The sequence below is a fragment of the Mesorhizobium sp. M1403 genome (genome assembly GCF_040317695.1).
Classification (GTDB): domain Bacteria; phylum Pseudomonadota; class Alphaproteobacteria; order Rhizobiales; family Rhizobiaceae; genus Mesorhizobium.
The window spans coordinates 44,693-61,456 of the sequence record NZ_JAMYKY010000011.1 but is presented as its reverse complement, the minus strand read 5'-3'; the positions used below and the strand labels follow the sequence as shown (position 1 = coordinate 61,456).

Here is a 16,764-nt window from a genome sequence, read left to right as displayed (position 1 = left end):
GGGTCGCCAGATCCTCACGGAGACCTACGTGAGTAACCATTCCTTGAAGGATTCAGCTTTGAGACCTTTCCCTCTGACTTCCGCTATTTGGGGAATTCTGTTGATCAGCGGCGTGGTCAACGTGCTTGCGCTGATCTCGCCGCTGTTCATGCTTCAGGTCTACGACCGCGTTCTGGCAAGTGGCAGCGTATCGACGCTAGTGGGGCTCGTCGTGCTTGCTGCAGGGCTTTATGCGTTCCAATGCCTGCTCGACGTTTTGCGCGCCCGCGTGCTGCTGCGGATTGGCGAGCGTTTCGATGAACAGTTTTCCGGACGCGTTCACGATGCGATCGTTCGCCTTCCGCTTTTAACGCGCATGCCGGGCGACGGCTTGCAGCCGCTACGCGATCTCGACAATGTTCGCGGATTCTTAGGTGGAAACGGCCCGACAGCGTTCTTCGATCTGCCATGGATGCTGCTTTATCTTGGCATTTGCTTCCTCTTTCATTTCTGGATCGGCATGACGGCACTTATCGGGGCGATCGGTCTCACATCTCTGACACTCCTTACCAACACTCTCTCGCAAGGGCCGATACGCGATACCATTGACCACAACATGGTACGCAATGGTCTACTGGAAGCAGCGCGCCGCAATGCCGAGGTCGTGCAAGCTCTCGGTCTCGCAAAGCGGATCGCTGCCCGATGGCACAAGGCCAATGCCAAGTATCTGGCCGCCAACCGGAAAGTCGGGGACGTGGCAGGTGGGCTGGGTGGCATTTCAAAGTCGCTGCGCGTGCTGCTGCAATCGGCCATTCTTGCCGTCGGCGCGTACCTTGTCATCAGGCAGGAGACTACGGCCGGGGTCATGATTGCCAGTTCGATCACGATGGGGCGTGCGCTGGCTCCGGTCGATCTGGCCATTTCAAGCTGGAAACCCTTCCTCATGGCGCGCCAGGGTTGGGCGCGGCTGGAGGACCTCTTGGGAAAGGTTCCTGAAACCGCTCCTGTTATGCCAATGCCTGCACCTGAACGCGAACTCCGCCTCGAAGGCGTGACAATCGTTCCGCCCGGCGAAAGGAAGCCGACCGTGACCGGCCTTGCGTTTGCCGTTCAGGCGGGAAGCGCACTCGGGATCATCGGTGCATCGGGTTCGGGTAAGTCGACACTCTCGCGCGCCATCGTCGGCGCATGGGCGCCGGTCGCCGGAAAGGTTCGCATCGACAGCGCAAGCCTCGATCAATGGGACCGGGAAGCGCTAGGCCGTCATATCGGCTATTTGCCGCAAGGTGTTGAACTATTCGACGGCACCATTGCCGAAAACATCGCTCGTTTTGAAGATAATCCTGACCCTGAGGCTATTGTCACCGCGGCGAAAGCAGCGGGCACGCACGAACTGATCCTCCGATTTGAGCACGGCTACGAAACTCCGATTGGTGAGGCCGGATCGGCACTTTCCGCCGGGCAGCGCCAGCGTATCGGTCTTGCCCGTGCTCTTTATCGAGACCCTTTCCTTGTTGTGCTGGATGAACCCAATGCCAATCTCGATGCGGAAGGCGAGGCTGCGGTTGTCAAGGCGATCGCCTCCGTGCGCGAGCGCAAGGGCATTGCGGTTGTCGTTGCCCATCGGCCGAGCGCCATCCGCGCCGTGGATTTGGTGTTGGTGATGGAAGGTGGACGGCAGCGAGCATTCGGTGCGCGTGATGAGGCGCTTTCCAAAGTCCTTAAGGGGGCAGCGATGGCATCAGGCGCTGGGGTCAAGGCCATCGAGTCTACACAGGATAACGAGCGCGCTGACATGGAGGATCCCGGTGTCCGGCATTCATCAGAACAATGACGTTTCCAGGTCCATTCGCCGGCACCTGGTGGCGGGCCTGCTGGCGAGCGTGATCTTTGTGGGAGGAGCCGGAGCCTGGGCGGCCTTCACGAATCTCTCCGGCGCGGTTGTCGCGTCCGGACACTTTGTCGTCGATTCCTATGTGAAGAAGGTGCAGCACCCGACCGGCGGGGTGGTGGGAGAAATCCTGGTGAGCGAAGGTGATAAAGTAAAAGCCGGCGACATCCTCATGCGGCTCGACGCCACCCAGACGCGCGCCACTCTCGCTGTAGTCACCAAGCGGCTCGATGAGCTGGCCGCCAACCTGGCACGACTCGAAGCTGAGCGTGACGATCTGGCGGAGATCGCCTTCCCGGACTGGCTGCTCGCCCGCAGAGATGTTCCGGACGTAGCTTCGGCAGTACATGGCGAGACGCGGCTGTTCGAATTCCGCAGACAATCCCGCGACGGAAGGCAGGCGCAGCTAGCGGAACGCATCACTCAATATGAGCACGAGATCGAGGGGCTCAAGGCGCAGGCAATCGCTTGTGAGAAAAGCACCGAGATCCTCCAAAAGGAAATTGCTGCCCTGAGTGGGCTGCGCGACCAAGGCATTGTCTCGGACCAACGCTTGAACAGTCTGAAGACGCAGGTTGCCACTTTCGGCGGCGAACGCGGTGAGAAGATTGCACATCAGGCACAGACGGCAGCCCGCATAGCCGAAACGCGCCTGCAGATCCTGCAGATCGATCCGGATTTCAAGACGGAAGTCGGCCAGGAGCTCAGAGAGGTTCAGGCGCAGGTTGGGGAGTATGTTGAGCGCAAGGTGGCGGCTGAACAGGAACTGCGACGGATCGATATTGTCGCGCCGCAGTCAGGCGCCATTCAACAACTCGCAGTTCATACGGTCGGAGGAGTGATCACGCCCGCCGATCCGATTATGCTAATCGTGCCGGAAGGCGACGATCTTGCGCTTGAAGCACGAATCACCCCGAAGGACATCGACCAAATCCAGCTTGGTCACAAGGCCGTGCTGCGGATGTCAGCCTTCAATCTGAGGACCACGCCGGTATTGAACGGATATGTCAGCCGGATCGCAGCCGATCTGGCGACGGACGAAAAAAGCGGCGTTTCATATTACCTGGTGCGTCTGTCGGTTCCGCATGCGGAACTGACGAAGCTCAAGGACCTGACGCTCGTGCCCGGCATGCCGGCCGAAGCGATGATCCAGACGGGCGAGCGTACGGCGCTTTCTTATTTTGTGAAGCCGCTGTCGGACCAAATCAGTCGCGCATTCCATGAGGAATGAAAGTAACCACAGAAACATTTTGTTGGTATTCTTGTTGGTTGTTACGCATGCATGAGAGTCATAACCGTCTGAAAACACAGCCATACTTTCCTCAGTTGGATTCCGCCTCTGACTCAGATTCGTGGTTCCACGGTCATTTTGCCCTTCCAAGTCGCCGACCATTCAGTTCTTGGCCTCGAGCGCATTAAGATACCCATCATCGTACACAAAGGCTGGAAAAGAGTCCGGTGTCTTGAGCGATCCTGAGGTCTGGAGACCTAGGGTGAGCCTGCAAGCACAGGGCCAGGACATGATTGAGCGTCTGCAATATTCGGACAGGTACATAGGAAGACAGGCAGGCGTCAAAAACGCGCTTTCAACGCGCTAAACCGATGCTACGCACCCCGAGCGTCTTGCCGCCCTCGCTCCCGCCGGTAGGAATCAATCGCGAGCAGGCTGCGACGTTCATCGGCGTAAGCTCAACGACCTTTGATGAAATGGTCCAGGACGGCCGGATGCCCCAGCCACGAATGCCGAGCAAGGGGCGCATTGTTTGGGACGTCGAGGAACTTGTATTGGCCTTTCGAAAGCTCCCTCACCGCCAAATCGGAGGAGCACCAAAGCTTGACGAAGATTCGCCGCCACTAGACAATCCTTGGGATCGAAAACCACGAACATGACGGATGAGCCCGTGAAAATCGATCTTAAGGGCGTAGTGAAGGACACTGATCGCCACGGCAATGATCGGTACTATTTTCGCGCACCGGGTCGGAAGAAGGTCCGGCTCCGTGAACCGACCGGCAGCGACGAGTTCCTCGAGGAACTGCGCTGCGCACGCGCCGAGGTCTCTTATGTTCGGCCCGGCACTCTTCCCGAGATTTGCCGGCGCCTCCCCAAGCCTTCCGAGCCAGCGAAGAAAGGCACGTTACTGTGGCTTTGCCAGGAGTATTACCGTCGGGGCGGCACGGAAATCACCCAAGACACTATGGCGCGCCGACGAGCAATTCTGGAGCGCGTATGCGAATTACCTCATCCCCTCGAAGGTGACCCGGATCCTCAGTATCCCACCAAGGGATCTCTGCCATTCGCCGGTATGAAACGGTCTCATGTTAAGGAGATCAGGGACACCAGGCTCGACGCCCTGGGCGCGGCAAACAATATCGTAAAAGCCATCAGCGCGATGTTTGAGTGGGCAAAGGACACAGAGATTCCGGGCGTCGACTCCAATCCCGCCCGCGGCATCAGACGGCTAAAGAGCGGCGACGGCTGGCACACATGGGACTTGTCGGAGATCGTTCAATATGAGAAGCGGCATCCGCTGGGTACCGCAGCCAGACGTGCGCTCTCGATCTTCATGTTTACTGGCCTGCGGTTGTCGGACGTCGCGATCTTCGGTCGACAGCACATCACGCTCGTCTACAACGAGGAGACCGAGCAGTGGGAGAAGTGGATCAGAATTAAGCCTGGGAAGACCAGTCGTAACAAGGATGCGGTGTTGGTGGAGCTCCCGCTTCTGCCCGAACTAGAGGCGGAACTTGAGCACACGCCCTCCGACCAGATGACCTTCCTGGTCAATGAGTATGGTCGCCCGTTCTCGGAGAACGGTCTGGGCAACAAGATGCGCCAGTGGTGTGATCAAGCTGAGCTGCCGCACTGCAGTGCTCATGGAATTCGGAAGGCCGGCGCGACGATCGCCGCTGAGAACGGCGCGACGCACGAGCAGCTGAAGGCGATATATGGGTGGACTACGTACCAGCAGCCCGACCACTACATCAAGAAAGCGCGTCGCCGGAAGGTAGCGAGAGCGGCGAAATACCTGCTGGTTATCGATCGAAAAGAGAACAAAATTGTCCCACTTTCTGAGGGGGTTGAAAGAGGTGGGACAAAAATGGCCAAAAAATCCAATTAAATCAACGGCCACAAAAGCCAATGGTGGGCCCGGAGGGACTCGAACCCCCAACCAAGCGGTTATGAGCCGCCGGCTCTAACCATTGAGCTACAGGCCCCACGGCGTTGGATTAGTGTTTTTCCCTGAACCGCACAAGGCTTTCAGAGCGGCTTTCCGAGGGGGCTGGCCGAGACCGCCCAAATCAGCCCATATTGATAACCTATTGCACGTCCCCCATTGGAGCCGCTCGACACTCGGCAGTCTTGGGATCGCAGATCGAGGAGATTTCATGACCAGACGTATTTTGCCACTGGCGATTGCCGCCGCAATCGCATTTCCGGCGATCGCCGGCGCCGCCGATTCGCCGCCGCCGCCGCGCATCGTCGTCACCGGCGAAGGCGAGGCGGCGATAGCACCCGATCTGGCTCTGCTGACGCTCAGCGTCATGCGCGAGGCCAAGACGGCGCGTGCCGCGCTCGATGCCAATAACGACGCCATGGCCGCGGTGATCGCGGCAATGAAATCGTCCGGCATCAAGGAGCGCGACCTGCAGACCGCGGGCATCCAGATCAACCCGCGCTATAACTACACCAACAAGCCCGACGGCAGCCAGGAGGCCGAACTTGTCGCCTATCAGGTGACCAACACGCTTTCGGTGCGCATCCGCGACATCGACAAGACCGGCGACATTCTCGACAAGGCGGTGTCGCTCGGCGTCAACCAGGGCGGCGGCATCTCCTTCTCCAACGACGATCCGGCGGCAGCCGTCACTGAAGCGCGCAAGAAGGCCGTCGCCAATGCCATGGCCAAGGCCAAGACGCTGGCCGAAGCGGCCGGCGTCGGCATCGGCCGGGTTCTGGAAATCACCGACCAGAATTTCGCACCGCCGCCGATGCCAATCAACGCCAAGGCTTTCGATGCGGCCGGCGCATCGGTCCCCGTGCAGGCCGGCGAGAATTCCTATACCGCGCAGGTGACGGTGACTTTCGAACTGAAGTGATCGTCGATCGCAGCGCATAAAAAACCCCGGAGGACCGATCCTCCGGGGTTTTCGAGCCGCACCTTTCCGTCCTGGCGGAAAGAGGCTCCGCTACTTTACCGGCTGAAAGACGCCGGCCGCAAAGCTTCGACGGGCTTAGCGATAGATAATCGGACAACCGCGCTCGTTGGCGAATACGATCACCACGCGGTCGCCGTACTGGCGGCCAGCGACCTTGACCGTGCGGCGGTTGATGTCGACGATGCGGGCGCGGCGCAGGCCCATACGTTCGGCCTTGTCGAGGGCACGCTCCGGCGAACAGGAGCGGCGCCAGTTGCGCTCACGGCGGTGTTCGCGATAGTAACCATCATCTTCGTCGCCGGTATAGACGCCGACGCGCGGATCTTGGTTGTTGCCGAAGCCGAGATAGATACTGTCTGCATGGGCTGGGATGGCAGCAAGCGTGCCAAGGCCGACAAGAGCCGAAAGAGCCGCCGTCTTGATGGTGTTGAACATTGTCTTCTCTCCTTGTTTGAGGGTTTCCACCCGTTTTCGTCGAACCGATGGGAGGAGAATGCACCCGCCTGTCTGAATTTTTTGCGAACCGGCCGTTCATCTCCGGTTCATGCGGCAGAACCGGGATAGTCTCTCGCTTCCGGAACCGGTGCTATGGACGGCGGTCCTACATAGGGTGGACCGGCATGGGCGGATAGGCAACGTCCGTTTTGCTGTCGGTTCTGGGTCCTCGATTCCGGAGTAAATCCTAAGGCTCGTCTGCAAGCATATGGTCGAAATAATCCTCCGGCTCGGCAAGCTCCGTCTCGCTGGCGCTGACCCGGCCGCGCATCGAGATGCCGGCCTCGTGCACAGTCTCGTCGCTTCCCGACACCAGCCTGTGCCACCAATAGAGATCGCGGCCCTCGGCAACCAACCGGTAAGCGCAGGTCTTGGGCAGCCAGCTGATGGTGCGCACATTCTGCGGCGTCAGCCCGACGCAATCCGGAACACGCGCCAGCCGGTTGGTATAATCGGAGCAGCGGCAGCTTCCAGCGTCGAACAGCCGGCAGCCGACGCTGGTCCAGTAGATATCTCCGGTGTCCTCGTCTTCGAGTTTGGACAGGCAGCATTTGCCACAGCCGTCGCAGAGCGATTCCCACTCGGCCGGGGTCATCGCCTCCAGCGTCTTGGTTTTCCAGAACGGCTTTTCCATCGTCGGCATGTGGACCTCGGAGGCGTCAAGGTCAAGCGCAGCAACCCATGCACCCTCGTCCGAACCATACGCCGGGACCATACGCCAAGACCATACGAATGACATGAAGTCGCCTTCAAAACGCCGGTCAATCGCCCTGTGCCACCGCTAAGACCTACAAACAGGAACCAAACATGGTTGCTGAAAGTTTGGGCAGGGATGGGACGCCACAAGGAGTGTTTATGATGAAACGCCAACCACGGATTCTGGCAGGCACGGCGCTTGGCCTGTTGATGGCGTCCGCGCCGTTAGGCGCGTTCCCGCTGCAAGGCAGCGCCGCATTCGGCCCCGCTCGGAACAGCGCAGTGCTTATCCCGGCGCAGTCGAATTGCGCCGAAGGCGAGTCGGCCGAAGCCTGTGCCCAAGGCGGGCAGGCGGAGCCGGAACAGAAGCCCGGCAAGAGGCGCGAACGGCAGGAGCGAACCGAAGCACCCGCCGAACAATCGGGCGAGTCCGAGCAAAAGCCGCGCCGGAACAAGCGCGAGCAGCAACAGACCGAATCCGCGCCCGCCGAACAACTCGCGCCCTCGGGCGGAGAGGAGCAGGGCAATCAACGCAGGAAAAAGAGGCAGCAACAGCAGATCGAAGCCGAACAGCCGGCCGAGCAGGCTGCACCCGTGAATGACGATCAGCAGATCAAGCCGCGCAGGAAGAAGCGCGACCAGCAACAGCGGGAAGCCGCACCTGCTGAACAGCCGGCCGAGCAAGCTGCGCCCGCGAGCGACGATCAGCAGCAGCTCAAGCAGCGCAGGAAGAAGCGCGACCAGCAACAGCAGGAAGCCGCACCTGCTGAACAGCCGGCCGAGCAGGCTGCGCCCGCGAACGACGTTCAGCAGCAGCTCAAGCAGCGCAGGAAGAAGCGCGACCAGCAACAGCAGGAAGCCGCACCTGCTGAACAGCCGGCCGAGCAGGTTGCCCCTGCAAACGACAACGAGCAGGGCAATCCGCGCAAGAGGAAGAATAAGCAGGACCAGCAGGCGGCGCCGGCTCTCCCACAGGCCGAGCCACTTCCAACCGACAAGCAAGCCGCTCCTGCTCAAGCCGAACAGCCCCAGGACCAGACGAAGAAACGCGGCAAGAAGCCCGTTGGGGAAGAGCCGGTGACAGGCGAACAGCAGCCCGCAACCGGTGAGCAACCCGCCACCGGCGAACAGGCAGCACCCGCCGAGGGTAGGCCCCCTGCTTCGGGCGAAGCCGCGGCCAACCCGAACGAGGCGCCCATACTGGACAGTCAGAAGGATGTCAGGCGCAGGCACGGCAAGGACCAAGGCCGCCAAAACGCGGGTCGCCAAAATGGCGGCAAAACGGGTGGTCAGGAAGGCAACCAGCCCGTCGAGGAGAACGGCAACCAGGCGGAAGTCTCGAAACCGGCTCCGGTCGACCAGGGGCCGCCCCCGACCGACGACCGGGCAGCGCAGCAGGAGATCAAACCTGAAAAGATCGCTCCCGTGACCGAGGAAAAAGGCAAGCGCGTCGAGCGCTCAGCCGATTTCGAGGATGTTCGTCGTCGGCGGCGCCCGCAAGGCACCAATGTCCTCAGGGAATTCGGCGACCGCGTCATCCTCCAGTTCAACAACCAGACGTTCGTCGAAAGCAGCGACGCCCCGCGTATGCACCGCGGCGCCAGGAATGTCTATTATGAGGACCTGTCGGGCGATCGCACCCGGGAAATCGTGGAGCGTGACAACGGTTTCCGGATCGTCACCATCCGCAACCGCTACGGCGACGTGATCCAGCGTTCACGCATCGCGCCTGACGGACGCGAATATGTGCTGAGCTATGTCGACGAGCGGAACTATGACGATGATGCAGACTGGCGCGACCCGGGCGACGACCTGCCGCCGATGCGCCTTACCATCCCGCAAGAGGAATACATTCTGGATTCCGAAGAGGTCGAGGATCCGGACGACTACTACACCTTCCTCGAACGACCGCCGGTGGAGAAGGTCCAGCGCCTCTATTCGATCGACGAGGTCAAACGCTCGGCCCGCGTGCGCGACATTGCCCGCCGCATCGACCTCGATACGCTCAACTTCGAATTCGGTTCGGCTTCGATTTCCGACACCGAGGTCCAGAAGCTGGAGGGTGTTGCCAACGCCATGGACAAGCTGCTGAAGAAAAACCCGGCCGAGACCTTCCTGATCGAAGGCCACACGGATGCAGTCGGCAAGCCGGAAGCGAACCTTGCATTGTCCGACCGCCGCGCCGAGGCAGTCGCCGAAGCCTTGACCAATGCCTTCGGCATCCCGCCGGAGAACCTGACGACACAGGGCTATGGCGAGGAGTATCTCAAGGTAGACACGTCGGGACCCAACCGTGAGAACCGCCGCGTCGCCATCCGCCGCATCACCTCGCTGGTGGCGCCGGTGGCCAGCGCCCAATAAGCGGAATGTGAACCGCGCGATCCGATCAACCATTGAATCGCGCGGTCACCAATCTTGAAACGCGAGGTCACCAATCCCAAATTTTGGAAAGGGCGTCCCTGCCCCGTCCCGACTCCAGCGGGACACACGAGCCCCGCCGGTTCCCCTCCCCGGCGGGGTTTCGTTTTTTAGAACCTTGCAAACCGCCGCAGCCTGCCCGAAATACGGCACTCCGACAACGGAGCCCGGAATCGCCGCATGAAGCGCCTCGAACTCGCCATCGAATCGATCATTCTCGCCTCGCGCTGGCTGCTGGTCGTCTTCTATCTCGGACTGGGCGCGGCGCTTGCCATCTATGCCGTGTCCTTCGGCAAGAAGCTGTTCGAGTTCGTCTCCGTGGCCTTCACGCTCGACGACACCGATACCATCCTGAAGATCCTCGGCCTCATCGACGCCGCGCTGGTCGCCTCACTGGTGGTGATGGTGATCATCTCGGGCTACGAAAACTTCGTAAGCCGCTTCGATGAAAATGACGGCAAGGTGCATTGGCTGGGCACGATCGATGTCGGCTCGCTGAAGGTCAAGGTCGCCTCGACAATCGTCGCCATCTCCTCGATCCACCTCTTGCAGGTTTTCCTGAACTCGGTCTCCTACACGACCGACCAGCTGATGTGGCTGACCATCATTCATCTGGCCTTCGTTCTGTCGGCACTGATGCTTGCCTATATCGACCGGCTGATGGGTCTTGGCAAAGCCAAGAAAGCCGAAGGCTGAGCACGCGTCTGTGCCGGTCTTTAAGAGATACGCCTGTCAGCTAGATGCTTTCCGTCAGTAAATACCTTTGATTTTGGTATCAGTCCGCTCGAACACCTCGTCCGGCACAAAAAAGTCGCCGGCGAGCGGGCCTGTCGCGCCCGGCGCATAGGCTGAGAAATCGCTGACGCCTTCGGCGCGCAGCACTTCTTCGTCGATGTAGAAATTACCGGTTGCCCCGCGCGACGGCCTGACCAGGATGGCGTGTGCGGCATCGGCCATGATGTCGGGCGAACGGCTCATCGCCGCCACCGTCGCCCCGCCCAGGAGGTTGCGCACCGCCGCCGTGTCGATGGTCGAGATCGGCCAGAGCGAATTGACCGCAATGCCATCCCTGGCGAACTCGGCGCTCATGCCCAGCGTGCACATCGACATGCCGAACTTCGCCATCGTGTAGGCGACATGGTTCTTGAACCACTTGGCCTTAATGTCGAGCGGCGGCGCCAGATTCAAAATGTGAGGATTTTCCGCCAACCTCAAGTGTGGAATGCACATTTTGGAGACGAGAAAAGTACCGCGCGTGTTGATCTGGTGCATCAGGTCGTAGCGTTTCATGTCGGTCTCCAGCGTGCCGGTGAGTTGGATGGCGCTGGCATTGTTGATGCAGATATCGATGCCGCCGAACGTCTCCACGGTTTTGGCGACGGCTTCGGCGACCTGCGCTTCATCGCGGATGTCGCACAGCGCCGGCAGCGCCTTGCCGCCGGCCCGCTCGATCTCTTGCGCCGCTGTGTAGATCGTCCCCGGCAGCTTCGGATGCGGCTCGGCGGTCTTGGCCGCGATCGTCACATTGGCGCCGTCGCGCGCGGCGCGCAGCGCAATCGCCAGCCCGATGCCGCGTGACCCGCCAGAGATGAACAGCGTCTTTCCCTTGAGCGACATCCTCGCCCCTCCCTGTGCTACTCTCTTTTCTACCATCTTTTCTCCTTGCGATCCTTGCCTGCACCGCCGGCGGATACAAGCGCCCTTAACCCGCAGCGGTGGTGTGACGCTACGGAGGGTCGTGGATTTCGCGGGAGCGCGCGTTGAATCTGTCGGGCAAGTTGGTATATATTCTATACGAAAAGGGAGAATATATAAATGGCCTTATCGATCAAGAATATGGCGGTCGAGCAACTGGCACGTGAGCTCGCCCGCCGGCGCCAGGTATCGGTGACGGAGGCCATCCGTCAAAGCCTCGAGCGCGAAGTTGCGCGCGAGCGGCTTGTGCCGCGCGACGAGACCGGTGACCTTTTTCAACGTCTGATGGCGATTGCGGAACGAGCTGCACGAATACCGGAGCGCAAAGATGCGATGAGCGACGATGAAATTCTCGGTTATGACGAACTGGGTATCCCGACGCGATGATCATCGATTCCTCGGCGCTGGTCGCCATTTTGCGCACGGAGCCGGGCTACGACCGCTTCGTTTTGGCGATCACCCAGGCTGAAAGACGTTTGCTTCCGGCACCGACACTGCTTGAAACGACAATGGTGCTCGTCGGCCGCTGGCAGGACCAGATTATCGATCGCTTCGAAACTTTTTTGCGCACCGCCTCGATCGAGACGATCCCCTTCACGGCCGACCACGCCGCGGTCGCTCGTCAGGCGTTCCTGCGCTATGGCAAGGGCCGGCATCCGGCCGCCCTCAACTTCGGCGACTGCATTGCCTATGCTGCGGCACGTATCGAAGCCATGCCGTTGCTGTTCAAGGGTGACGATTTCCGGCTGACCGACATCGAACCGGCTGTTTGATCCACGGCTAGACCAGCACCAGGCCCTGCCGCATGGCGATGGCGATCGCATCGGTGCGGTTGGCGGCACCGAGCTTCGTCAGGATCGCTGCGACGTGGAATTTCGCCGTATGCACGGAGATGTTCAGCCGCCGCGCGATGACCTTGTTGGGCGCGCCTTCGGCGAGCAGTGCCAGCACCTCGCTTTCGCGCGGCGAAAGCGTCGGCCGGACGATTTGCTCGTTACTCGGTTCCTCGTCGAACCGGTCGCTGTCATGAAAGGTAAAATCGTGCCCGTCTGACAGAGCGTGGCTGTCACGCGAAATCCGGTAGCCAGTCGCCGCCAGCCGCGCCGCAGCGGCGATCAGCACGTCGTCCGCTGCCACCGGCAGCACGGCAAACACTGTATCGGCCGGCCGCTCCCCGGCCGCTCGCGACGATAGCAGCACCCGAGGCATGGCGGCGTCGACGAGCCCGCCTTGCACCCCATGATCATCGACGATGGCGACATCCGCCGCCCAACGCCCGTCGACTTCGCCCGCCAGAAAAGGCTGCAGGTCATCGGTCGCAGCGAGAGCCGCGGACAGACTTCGCGCGCGCTCGACGTCACCGAGCACGATCAGCACCGTCAGCCGTCTGCCAGCGACCTCACCGCTTACCATCTATCCCTCAGCTCAGTGGTTTTTCACCGATGGTCAGTGAGACCTCACGGTTCTCGCCGCCGCGCACCACGCCGAGTGTCACCAAGGCACCGGCGCTGTCCGGCCCGAGCTTGCGGATCAGCTCGCGCGGGCCATGCACCGTCTCTGCGTTCCACGATACGATGATGTCGCCGAGACTGAGACCGGCGGCTTTCGCCGGGCCGCTATCGTCAAGGCTCATCACCATGGCGCCCTGTGTATCACCATTGCGGACCGGATGCAGGCCGGCACCAAGATAGCCCCTCGCCACATGACCCTTCTCGCGCAGCGTCGTGACTGCCCGCTCGATCGTTTCGTAAGGCATGACCAGCGCCCGCCGGCGTGGCCCGAACAGCAGCATGCCGATCAGTCCGCCCTTGGCGTCGAGCACAGGGCCGCCCTCGAAACGGCCGCCGGCATTGACGGCAAGGTTGATGCGCCGGTCGATCGTGCCGCCGCGCATTGAACGCCAGGCCGGGCCGACCTCGCCGACCGTGCCGAAGGTAGCGAGCGAGGTGCCGTCGCTATTGCCCGCGACGATCGCCAGATTGCCCGGCCGCACTGCATCCGCCTTCACCAGGGACGGCACGCTTGGTGCGCCGGTGGGTTTCAAAACGGCCGTGCCGGTGGACGGGTCGCGGCCGACCAGCTCGGCCTTGACGGTCTCGCCCGAAGGAAACGTCAGCTCGATCTCCTCGCCGGCCTCGACCGCCTCCTCGGCAGTGACGAAATAGCCGTCCTGCCAGTGGAAAGCGGTAGACGTGCGGTGGTGGTGCGTCGCGAAGCTGGCCGTCGCTGGAGCCGCGGCTGCGGCGATGTCGGCAATGGCGTCGGAAAATGTGCTCAGATTGAAATCGCTCATGATTTGTCTCCTGGGTTCCTCGTGACCCAGATATCGCCCGGCAGGGCGTTGGCGGATACTCGCCTGACGGCTAGTTGGGCGTTTGACTGGCCATCTGGTCAGGTCGCGGCCGGTCCGGCCGCTCCGCACATATAGGCATTGTTCATCTTGTTCCAAAAGCTACGGAGCCCCGCAGATGGCCCTGCCCGCCCAGCAATTGCAATATGACGATGCCCTTCTCGATGCCTATTCGGCGACGGTCGCCGATGCCGTCGACCGCATCGGGCCCGCCGTCTGCCGCATCGAGCGTGTCGGTGGCCCGGGCGGCCATGGCTCAGGCTTCGTCATCGCGCCGGACGGGCTGGTCGTCACCAACTTCCACGTCGTCGGCGATGCGCGCAGTGTGCGCGTGTCGATGCCGGACGGCGCCTCCAGGGAAGGCCGCGTGCTCGGCCGCGACCCCGACACCGACATTGCGCTGGTGCGCGCCGACGGCAACTTTGCCGACGTTGCGCCGCTTGGCGATTCCAAGCGTTTGAGGCGCGGCCAGATTGCAATTGCCATCGGCAACCCGCTCGGCTTCGAATGGACCGTCACCACCGGCGTCGTCTCGGCGCTCGGCCGCTCGATGCGTGCCTCCACCGGCCGGCTGATCGACGACGTCATCCAGACTGACGCCGCGCTCAACCCCGGCAATTCCGGCGGACCGCTGGTGTCCTCGGCCGGCGAGGTGATCGGCGTCAACACCGCGATGATCCACGGAGCGCAAGGCATCGCGTTCGCGGTTGCCTCCAACACCGCCAATTTCGTCATCTCGGAGATCATCCGCTTCGGCCGCGTGCGCCGCGCCTTCATCGGCGTTTCCGCCGACACCACCAACCTGCCGCGCCGCGCAGCACTCTTGTCGCAAGTGTCGAGCAGCACGGCGGTGCGCCTGCGCAGCGTCGAGAAGAACAGCCCGGCGGACAAGGCCGGCCTCAGGGAAGGCGACATTATTGCTGCAATTGACGGCCGCCCGGTCACCGGCGTCGACGATCTCGTGCGCATGCTAGACGCCGAGCGCATCGGCCGCGAGACACTTTGCACGGTGGTGCGCCGCTCCGGCATTACCCAGGTCACGGTGATGCCGTTGGCGAGGGCAAGCTAGCTCGCTGCAGCACCCTGCGCATATTGCGCCAGGAATTCCGGGCTCGGCGGGATCGGCCTGATCACGTCGATCAGCACGCCGTTGGGATCCTTGGTGATGAAATGGCGCTGGCCGAAGGGTTCGTCGCGCAGCGTTAGCAGGATCGGCAGGCCGGCGGCGGTGATCCGCTCATAGACGGCATCCCGGATCCCTGACCTCGAAATTGATCAGCAGGCCAGACGTGCGGCCCCACCCCTTCTCCGGGATCGTCTCATGATCGCCCTGGACGATACCGAGATTGACGCGGCGATCTTCGGCTGAGCGCAGATGGATGTACCAGTCGGCCTCGAACAGCGGCTTGAAGCCGAAATGCGCGACATAAAAGGCTGCAGTGCCGGCAACATCGCCCGTCATCAGCACCGGATAATAGCTCGTCGTCTTCATCTTTCCTTCTCCAGGCGAACAACATACAATCTGCATGTAAATGTAACTAACATACAGGCTGAATGTATGCAACAGGGATCCGCTCGCCGCTCCAACCGCGATCGCACCGAGGCGACACGCGCCGAGCTCATCGCCGCGGCGCGAAAACTGTTCACCGAAAAATCCTATGCCGAGACCAGCACACCCGAGATCGTTGCCGCTGCCGGCGTAACGCGCGGCGCGCTCTATCATCACTTTGCCGACAAGCAGGCGCTGTTTGCCGCTGTGGTCGAACAGGAGGCGCAAGCCGTGGCAGAAGAGATCGAACGCGCGTCGCCGCCTTCGCTATTTGCCCGCGATGCGCTGATTGCCGGCTCGGATGCCTATCTGGCTGCCATGCGCGCCCCCGGCCGAACTCGGCTCTTGCTGCTTGATGGCCCCGCCGTGCTCGGCCGCGCCGCCATGGATGCGATCGACAATCGCCATGGCAACCGTTCGCTGCGTGAGGGCCTTGTTGCCGCGATGCGCTCGCACTCTATGACGAGATTGCCTGTGGAAGCACTGACCGCTTTGCTCGCCGCTGCCTTCGACCGCGCAGCGCTCGCCATTGAAGCTGGAGCATCGATCGAGGACTATCGCGCCGTTCTCATCGCGCTGATCGACGGTCTGTCTCCGGCTCCTCCTTAGGCACCTCACCCGGCTCGAATTCGTTGAAACAACCAAGCTGGCGCTTGAACTGATCGATCAGCCAGGCGGCCGCCGGTTTCGGGCTGCGATCGGCGCGGTGCATGGCATAAAGCGGCGAGCGGACTTCGCTGTAAGGCTCGAGATCGAGTTCGACGAGCCGGCCGTTCGCCAGATCATCGGCAATCAGCCATCGCGGCAGCCCGCCCCAGCCCAGCCCCTCGCGCATCAGCACGTGCTTGGTGCGCACATCCGTCAGCCGCCAAGTGCGGTAGGCGAAGACGCCATAGTCGCGCCCGCGCGTACGCTCGGACTGGTCCGAGACGACCAGTTGGATGTGTTCGCGGACATCCTCCAGCGCCACTGGTCTGGGCAGCAGCGCCAGCGGGTGATCAGGCGCTGCGGCCGGCACCAGGGAGAAGAAACCGATGCGCAGCAGATTCACGTCCGCCTCGCCCAGAAGCCCTCCGATGCCGAGATCGGCCTGTCCGCCGACAACATGATCGAGGATAAGGCCAAGCGAGCCGATATGCAGACGCAGTGTCACGGCCGGAAACTGCACCTCGAATGCCTTTAGCACCCGAACCAGCACCGGCGACGGTAGCGTCACGTCGACCGACAGCGCAACTTCCGCCTCCAATCCCTGCCGATATCCGTCGATACGCGAGCGGATGCGTTGCAGCACGCCGACCATGCGCCGCGCATCTTCCAGCGTCGCCTTGCCGACATCGGTCAGTTGCGGCTCACGCGTGCCCTCACGCTCAAACAGCTTCAGCCCAAGCTGCGCTTCGAGGTTGGCAATGGCGTAGCTGATGACCGACTGCGCGCGGTTGAGCTTACGGCCGGCAGCCGAGAAGGAACCGGTGTCGGCCACCGCAACCAGGATCTGCAGTTGGTCAAGCGTCGGGTTGGGCTGCATCTTTCAAT

Annotated in this window: 16 protein-coding genes, 1 tRNA gene and 1 pseudogene; 10 read left to right on the top strand and 8 right to left on the bottom strand. The window is 61.7% G+C overall.

Features of this window, described 5'->3' with window-relative positions; translation table 11 throughout:
* Positions 1 to 43: 43 nt before the first annotated feature.
* The 3 genes from NKH01_RS18785 (at position 44) to NKH01_RS18775 (ending at position 4,989) form a co-directional block, all read left to right on the top strand.
* Complete coding sequence (locus NKH01_RS18785; RefSeq protein ID WP_352450798.1) at positions 44 to 1,813, top strand: type I secretion system permease/ATPase; 1,770 nt, start codon at positions 44 to 46, stop codon at positions 1,811 to 1,813.
* Positions 1,788 to 3,101: an HlyD family type I secretion periplasmic adaptor subunit gene (locus NKH01_RS18780; RefSeq protein ID WP_353021640.1), complete on the top strand. Its 1,314-nt coding sequence runs from the start codon at positions 1,788 to 1,790 to the stop codon at positions 3,099 to 3,101. Before NKH01_RS18785 ends, NKH01_RS18780 begins: the two co-directional genes overlap by 26 nt.
* A gap of 670 nt (positions 3,102 to 3,771) precedes the next feature.
* A complete protein-coding gene (locus NKH01_RS18775) occupies positions 3,772 to 4,989 on the top strand; it encodes a tyrosine-type recombinase/integrase (protein ID WP_353021639.1) in 1,218 nt (405 codons plus the stop codon).
* A 21-nt stretch (positions 4,990 to 5,010) separates the two neighbouring features.
* On the opposite strand, the gene NKH01_RS18770 is transcribed toward NKH01_RS18775, so the two are convergent.
* A tRNA-Ile gene (locus NKH01_RS18770) sits at positions 5,011 to 5,086 on the bottom strand.
* A gap of 171 nt (positions 5,087 to 5,257) precedes the next feature.
* On the opposite strand from NKH01_RS18770, the gene NKH01_RS18765 reads away from it, so the two are divergent.
* The gene (locus NKH01_RS18765) at positions 5,258 to 5,968 is read left to right on the top strand and encodes an SIMPL domain-containing protein (RefSeq protein WP_023719319.1); all 711 of its coding nucleotides are present in this window, start codon (positions 5,258 to 5,260) and stop codon (positions 5,966 to 5,968) included.
* 135 nt (positions 5,969 to 6,103) lie between these two features.
* Here the strand turns inward: NKH01_RS18765 and NKH01_RS18760 are convergent, their stop codons facing one another.
* Positions 6,104 to 6,463: a hypothetical protein gene (locus NKH01_RS18760; RefSeq protein ID WP_023719320.1), complete on the bottom strand. Its 360-nt coding sequence runs from the start codon at positions 6,461 to 6,463 to the stop codon at positions 6,104 to 6,106.
* Between the two features lie 247 nt (positions 6,464 to 6,710).
* The gene (locus NKH01_RS18755) at positions 6,711 to 7,157 is read right to left on the bottom strand and encodes a YcgN family cysteine cluster protein (RefSeq protein ID WP_023719321.1); all 447 of its coding nucleotides are present in this window, start codon (positions 7,155 to 7,157) and stop codon (positions 6,711 to 6,713) included.
* Positions 7,158 to 7,381: 224 nt separating this feature from the next.
* Here NKH01_RS18755 and NKH01_RS35320 point away from each other — a divergent pair, with 224 nt between their 5' ends.
* Positions 7,382 to 9,580 carry an OmpA family protein gene (locus NKH01_RS35320; RefSeq protein WP_502912645.1) on the top strand — a complete coding sequence of 733 codons (2,199 nt, stop codon included), beginning with the start codon at positions 7,382 to 7,384 and terminating at the stop codon, positions 9,578 to 9,580.
* Between the two features lie 237 nt (positions 9,581 to 9,817).
* The gene (locus tag NKH01_RS18740) at positions 9,818 to 10,333 is read left to right on the top strand and encodes a TIGR00645 family protein (protein WP_023719323.1); all 516 of its coding nucleotides are present in this window, start codon (positions 9,818 to 9,820) and stop codon (positions 10,331 to 10,333) included.
* 54 nt (positions 10,334 to 10,387) lie between these two features.
* Here the strand turns inward: NKH01_RS18740 and NKH01_RS18735 are convergent, their stop codons facing one another.
* On the bottom strand, positions 10,388 to 11,254 hold the full coding sequence (locus tag NKH01_RS18735; protein WP_353021633.1) for an SDR family oxidoreductase: 867 nt from the start codon (positions 11,252 to 11,254) through the stop codon (positions 10,388 to 10,390).
* A 198-nt stretch (positions 11,255 to 11,452) separates the two neighbouring features.
* Between NKH01_RS18735 and NKH01_RS18730 the strand changes: the two genes are divergently transcribed.
* Positions 11,453 to 11,719 carry a type II toxin-antitoxin system VapB family antitoxin gene (locus tag NKH01_RS18730; RefSeq protein ID WP_023719325.1) on the top strand — a complete coding sequence of 89 codons (267 nt, stop codon included), beginning with the start codon at positions 11,453 to 11,455 and terminating at the stop codon, positions 11,717 to 11,719.
* Positions 11,716 to 12,105 (top strand): type II toxin-antitoxin system VapC family toxin, encoded by a 390-nt coding sequence (locus NKH01_RS18725; RefSeq protein ID WP_023719326.1) that lies wholly within the window; start codon positions 11,716 to 11,718, stop codon positions 12,103 to 12,105. Before NKH01_RS18730 ends, NKH01_RS18725 begins: the two co-directional genes overlap by 4 nt.
* A 7-nt stretch (positions 12,106 to 12,112) precedes the next feature.
* Here NKH01_RS18725 and NKH01_RS18720 read toward each other — a convergent pair whose 3' ends face one another.
* Positions 12,113 to 12,745, bottom strand: a complete 633-nt coding sequence (locus NKH01_RS18720; RefSeq protein WP_353021629.1) for a helix-turn-helix transcriptional regulator — start codon at positions 12,743 to 12,745, stop codon at positions 12,113 to 12,115.
* Positions 12,746 to 12,752: 7 nt separating this feature from the next.
* Positions 12,753 to 13,625, bottom strand: coding sequence for a S1C family serine protease (locus tag NKH01_RS18715; protein WP_023719328.1), 873 nt, complete (start codon positions 13,623 to 13,625; stop codon positions 12,753 to 12,755).
* A gap of 175 nt (positions 13,626 to 13,800) precedes the next feature.
* Between NKH01_RS18715 and NKH01_RS18710 the strand changes: the two genes are divergently transcribed.
* The gene (locus tag NKH01_RS18710; RefSeq protein ID WP_353021626.1) at positions 13,801 to 14,751 is read left to right on the top strand and encodes a S1C family serine protease; all 951 of its coding nucleotides are present in this window, start codon (positions 13,801 to 13,803) and stop codon (positions 14,749 to 14,751) included.
* On the opposite strand, the pseudogene NKH01_RS18705 reads toward NKH01_RS18710, so the two are convergent.
* Positions 14,748 to 15,174: pseudogene (locus NKH01_RS18705) on the bottom strand (VOC family protein). The gene NKH01_RS18710 and the pseudogene NKH01_RS18705 sit on opposite strands and share 4 nt — an antisense overlap.
* Positions 15,175 to 15,240: 66 nt before the next feature.
* Between NKH01_RS18705 and NKH01_RS18700 the strand changes: the two are divergent.
* A complete protein-coding gene (locus NKH01_RS18700) occupies positions 15,241 to 15,840 on the top strand; it encodes a TetR/AcrR family transcriptional regulator (protein WP_353021624.1) in 600 nt (199 codons plus the stop codon).
* Here the strand turns inward: NKH01_RS18700 and NKH01_RS18695 are convergent.
* Complete coding sequence (locus NKH01_RS18695; protein ID WP_352639934.1) at positions 15,800 to 16,756, bottom strand: LysR family transcriptional regulator; 957 nt, start codon at positions 16,754 to 16,756, stop codon at positions 15,800 to 15,802. The two genes, NKH01_RS18700 and NKH01_RS18695, sit on opposite strands and share 41 nt — an antisense overlap.
* Positions 16,757 to 16,764 lie beyond the last annotated feature (8 nt).

What these genes read in the sequence shown, in the direction of transcription:
- NKH01_RS18765 (WP_023719319.1), top strand. Translation starts at nt 5,258, where the DNA reads ATGACCAGACGTATTTTGCCACTGGCGATTGCCGCCGCAATCGCATTT.
- NKH01_RS18760 (WP_023719320.1), bottom strand. Translation starts at nt 6,463, where the DNA reads ATGTTCAACACCATCAAGACGGCGGCTCTTTCGGCTCTTGTCGGCCTT.
- NKH01_RS18755 (WP_023719321.1), bottom strand. Translation starts at nt 7,157, where the DNA reads ATGGAAAAGCCGTTCTGGAAAACCAAGACGCTGGAGGCGATGACCCCG.
- NKH01_RS35320 (WP_502912645.1), top strand. Translation starts at nt 7,382, where the DNA reads ATGAAACGCCAACCACGGATTCTGGCAGGCACGGCGCTTGGCCTGTTG.
- NKH01_RS18740 (WP_023719323.1), top strand. Translation starts at nt 9,818, where the DNA reads ATGAAGCGCCTCGAACTCGCCATCGAATCGATCATTCTCGCCTCGCGC.
- NKH01_RS18735 (WP_353021633.1), bottom strand. Translation starts at nt 11,254, where the DNA reads ATGTCGCTCAAGGGAAAGACGCTGTTCATCTCTGGCGGGTCACGCGGC.
- NKH01_RS18730 (WP_023719325.1), top strand. Translation starts at nt 11,453, where the DNA reads ATGGCCTTATCGATCAAGAATATGGCGGTCGAGCAACTGGCACGTGAG.
- NKH01_RS18725 (WP_023719326.1), top strand. Translation starts at nt 11,716, where the DNA reads ATGATCATCGATTCCTCGGCGCTGGTCGCCATTTTGCGCACGGAGCCG.
- NKH01_RS18720 (WP_353021629.1), bottom strand. Translation starts at nt 12,745, where the DNA reads ATGGTAAGCGGTGAGGTCGCTGGCAGACGGCTGACGGTGCTGATCGTG.
- NKH01_RS18715 (WP_023719328.1), bottom strand. Translation starts at nt 13,625, where the DNA reads ATGAGCGATTTCAATCTGAGCACATTTTCCGACGCCATTGCCGACATC.
- NKH01_RS18710 (WP_353021626.1), top strand. Translation starts at nt 13,801, where the DNA reads ATGGCCCTGCCCGCCCAGCAATTGCAATATGACGATGCCCTTCTCGAT.
- NKH01_RS18700 (WP_353021624.1), top strand. Translation starts at nt 15,241, where the DNA reads ATGCAACAGGGATCCGCTCGCCGCTCCAACCGCGATCGCACCGAGGCG.
- NKH01_RS18695 (WP_352639934.1), bottom strand. Translation starts at nt 16,756, where the DNA reads ATGCAGCCCAACCCGACGCTTGACCAACTGCAGATCCTGGTTGCGGTG.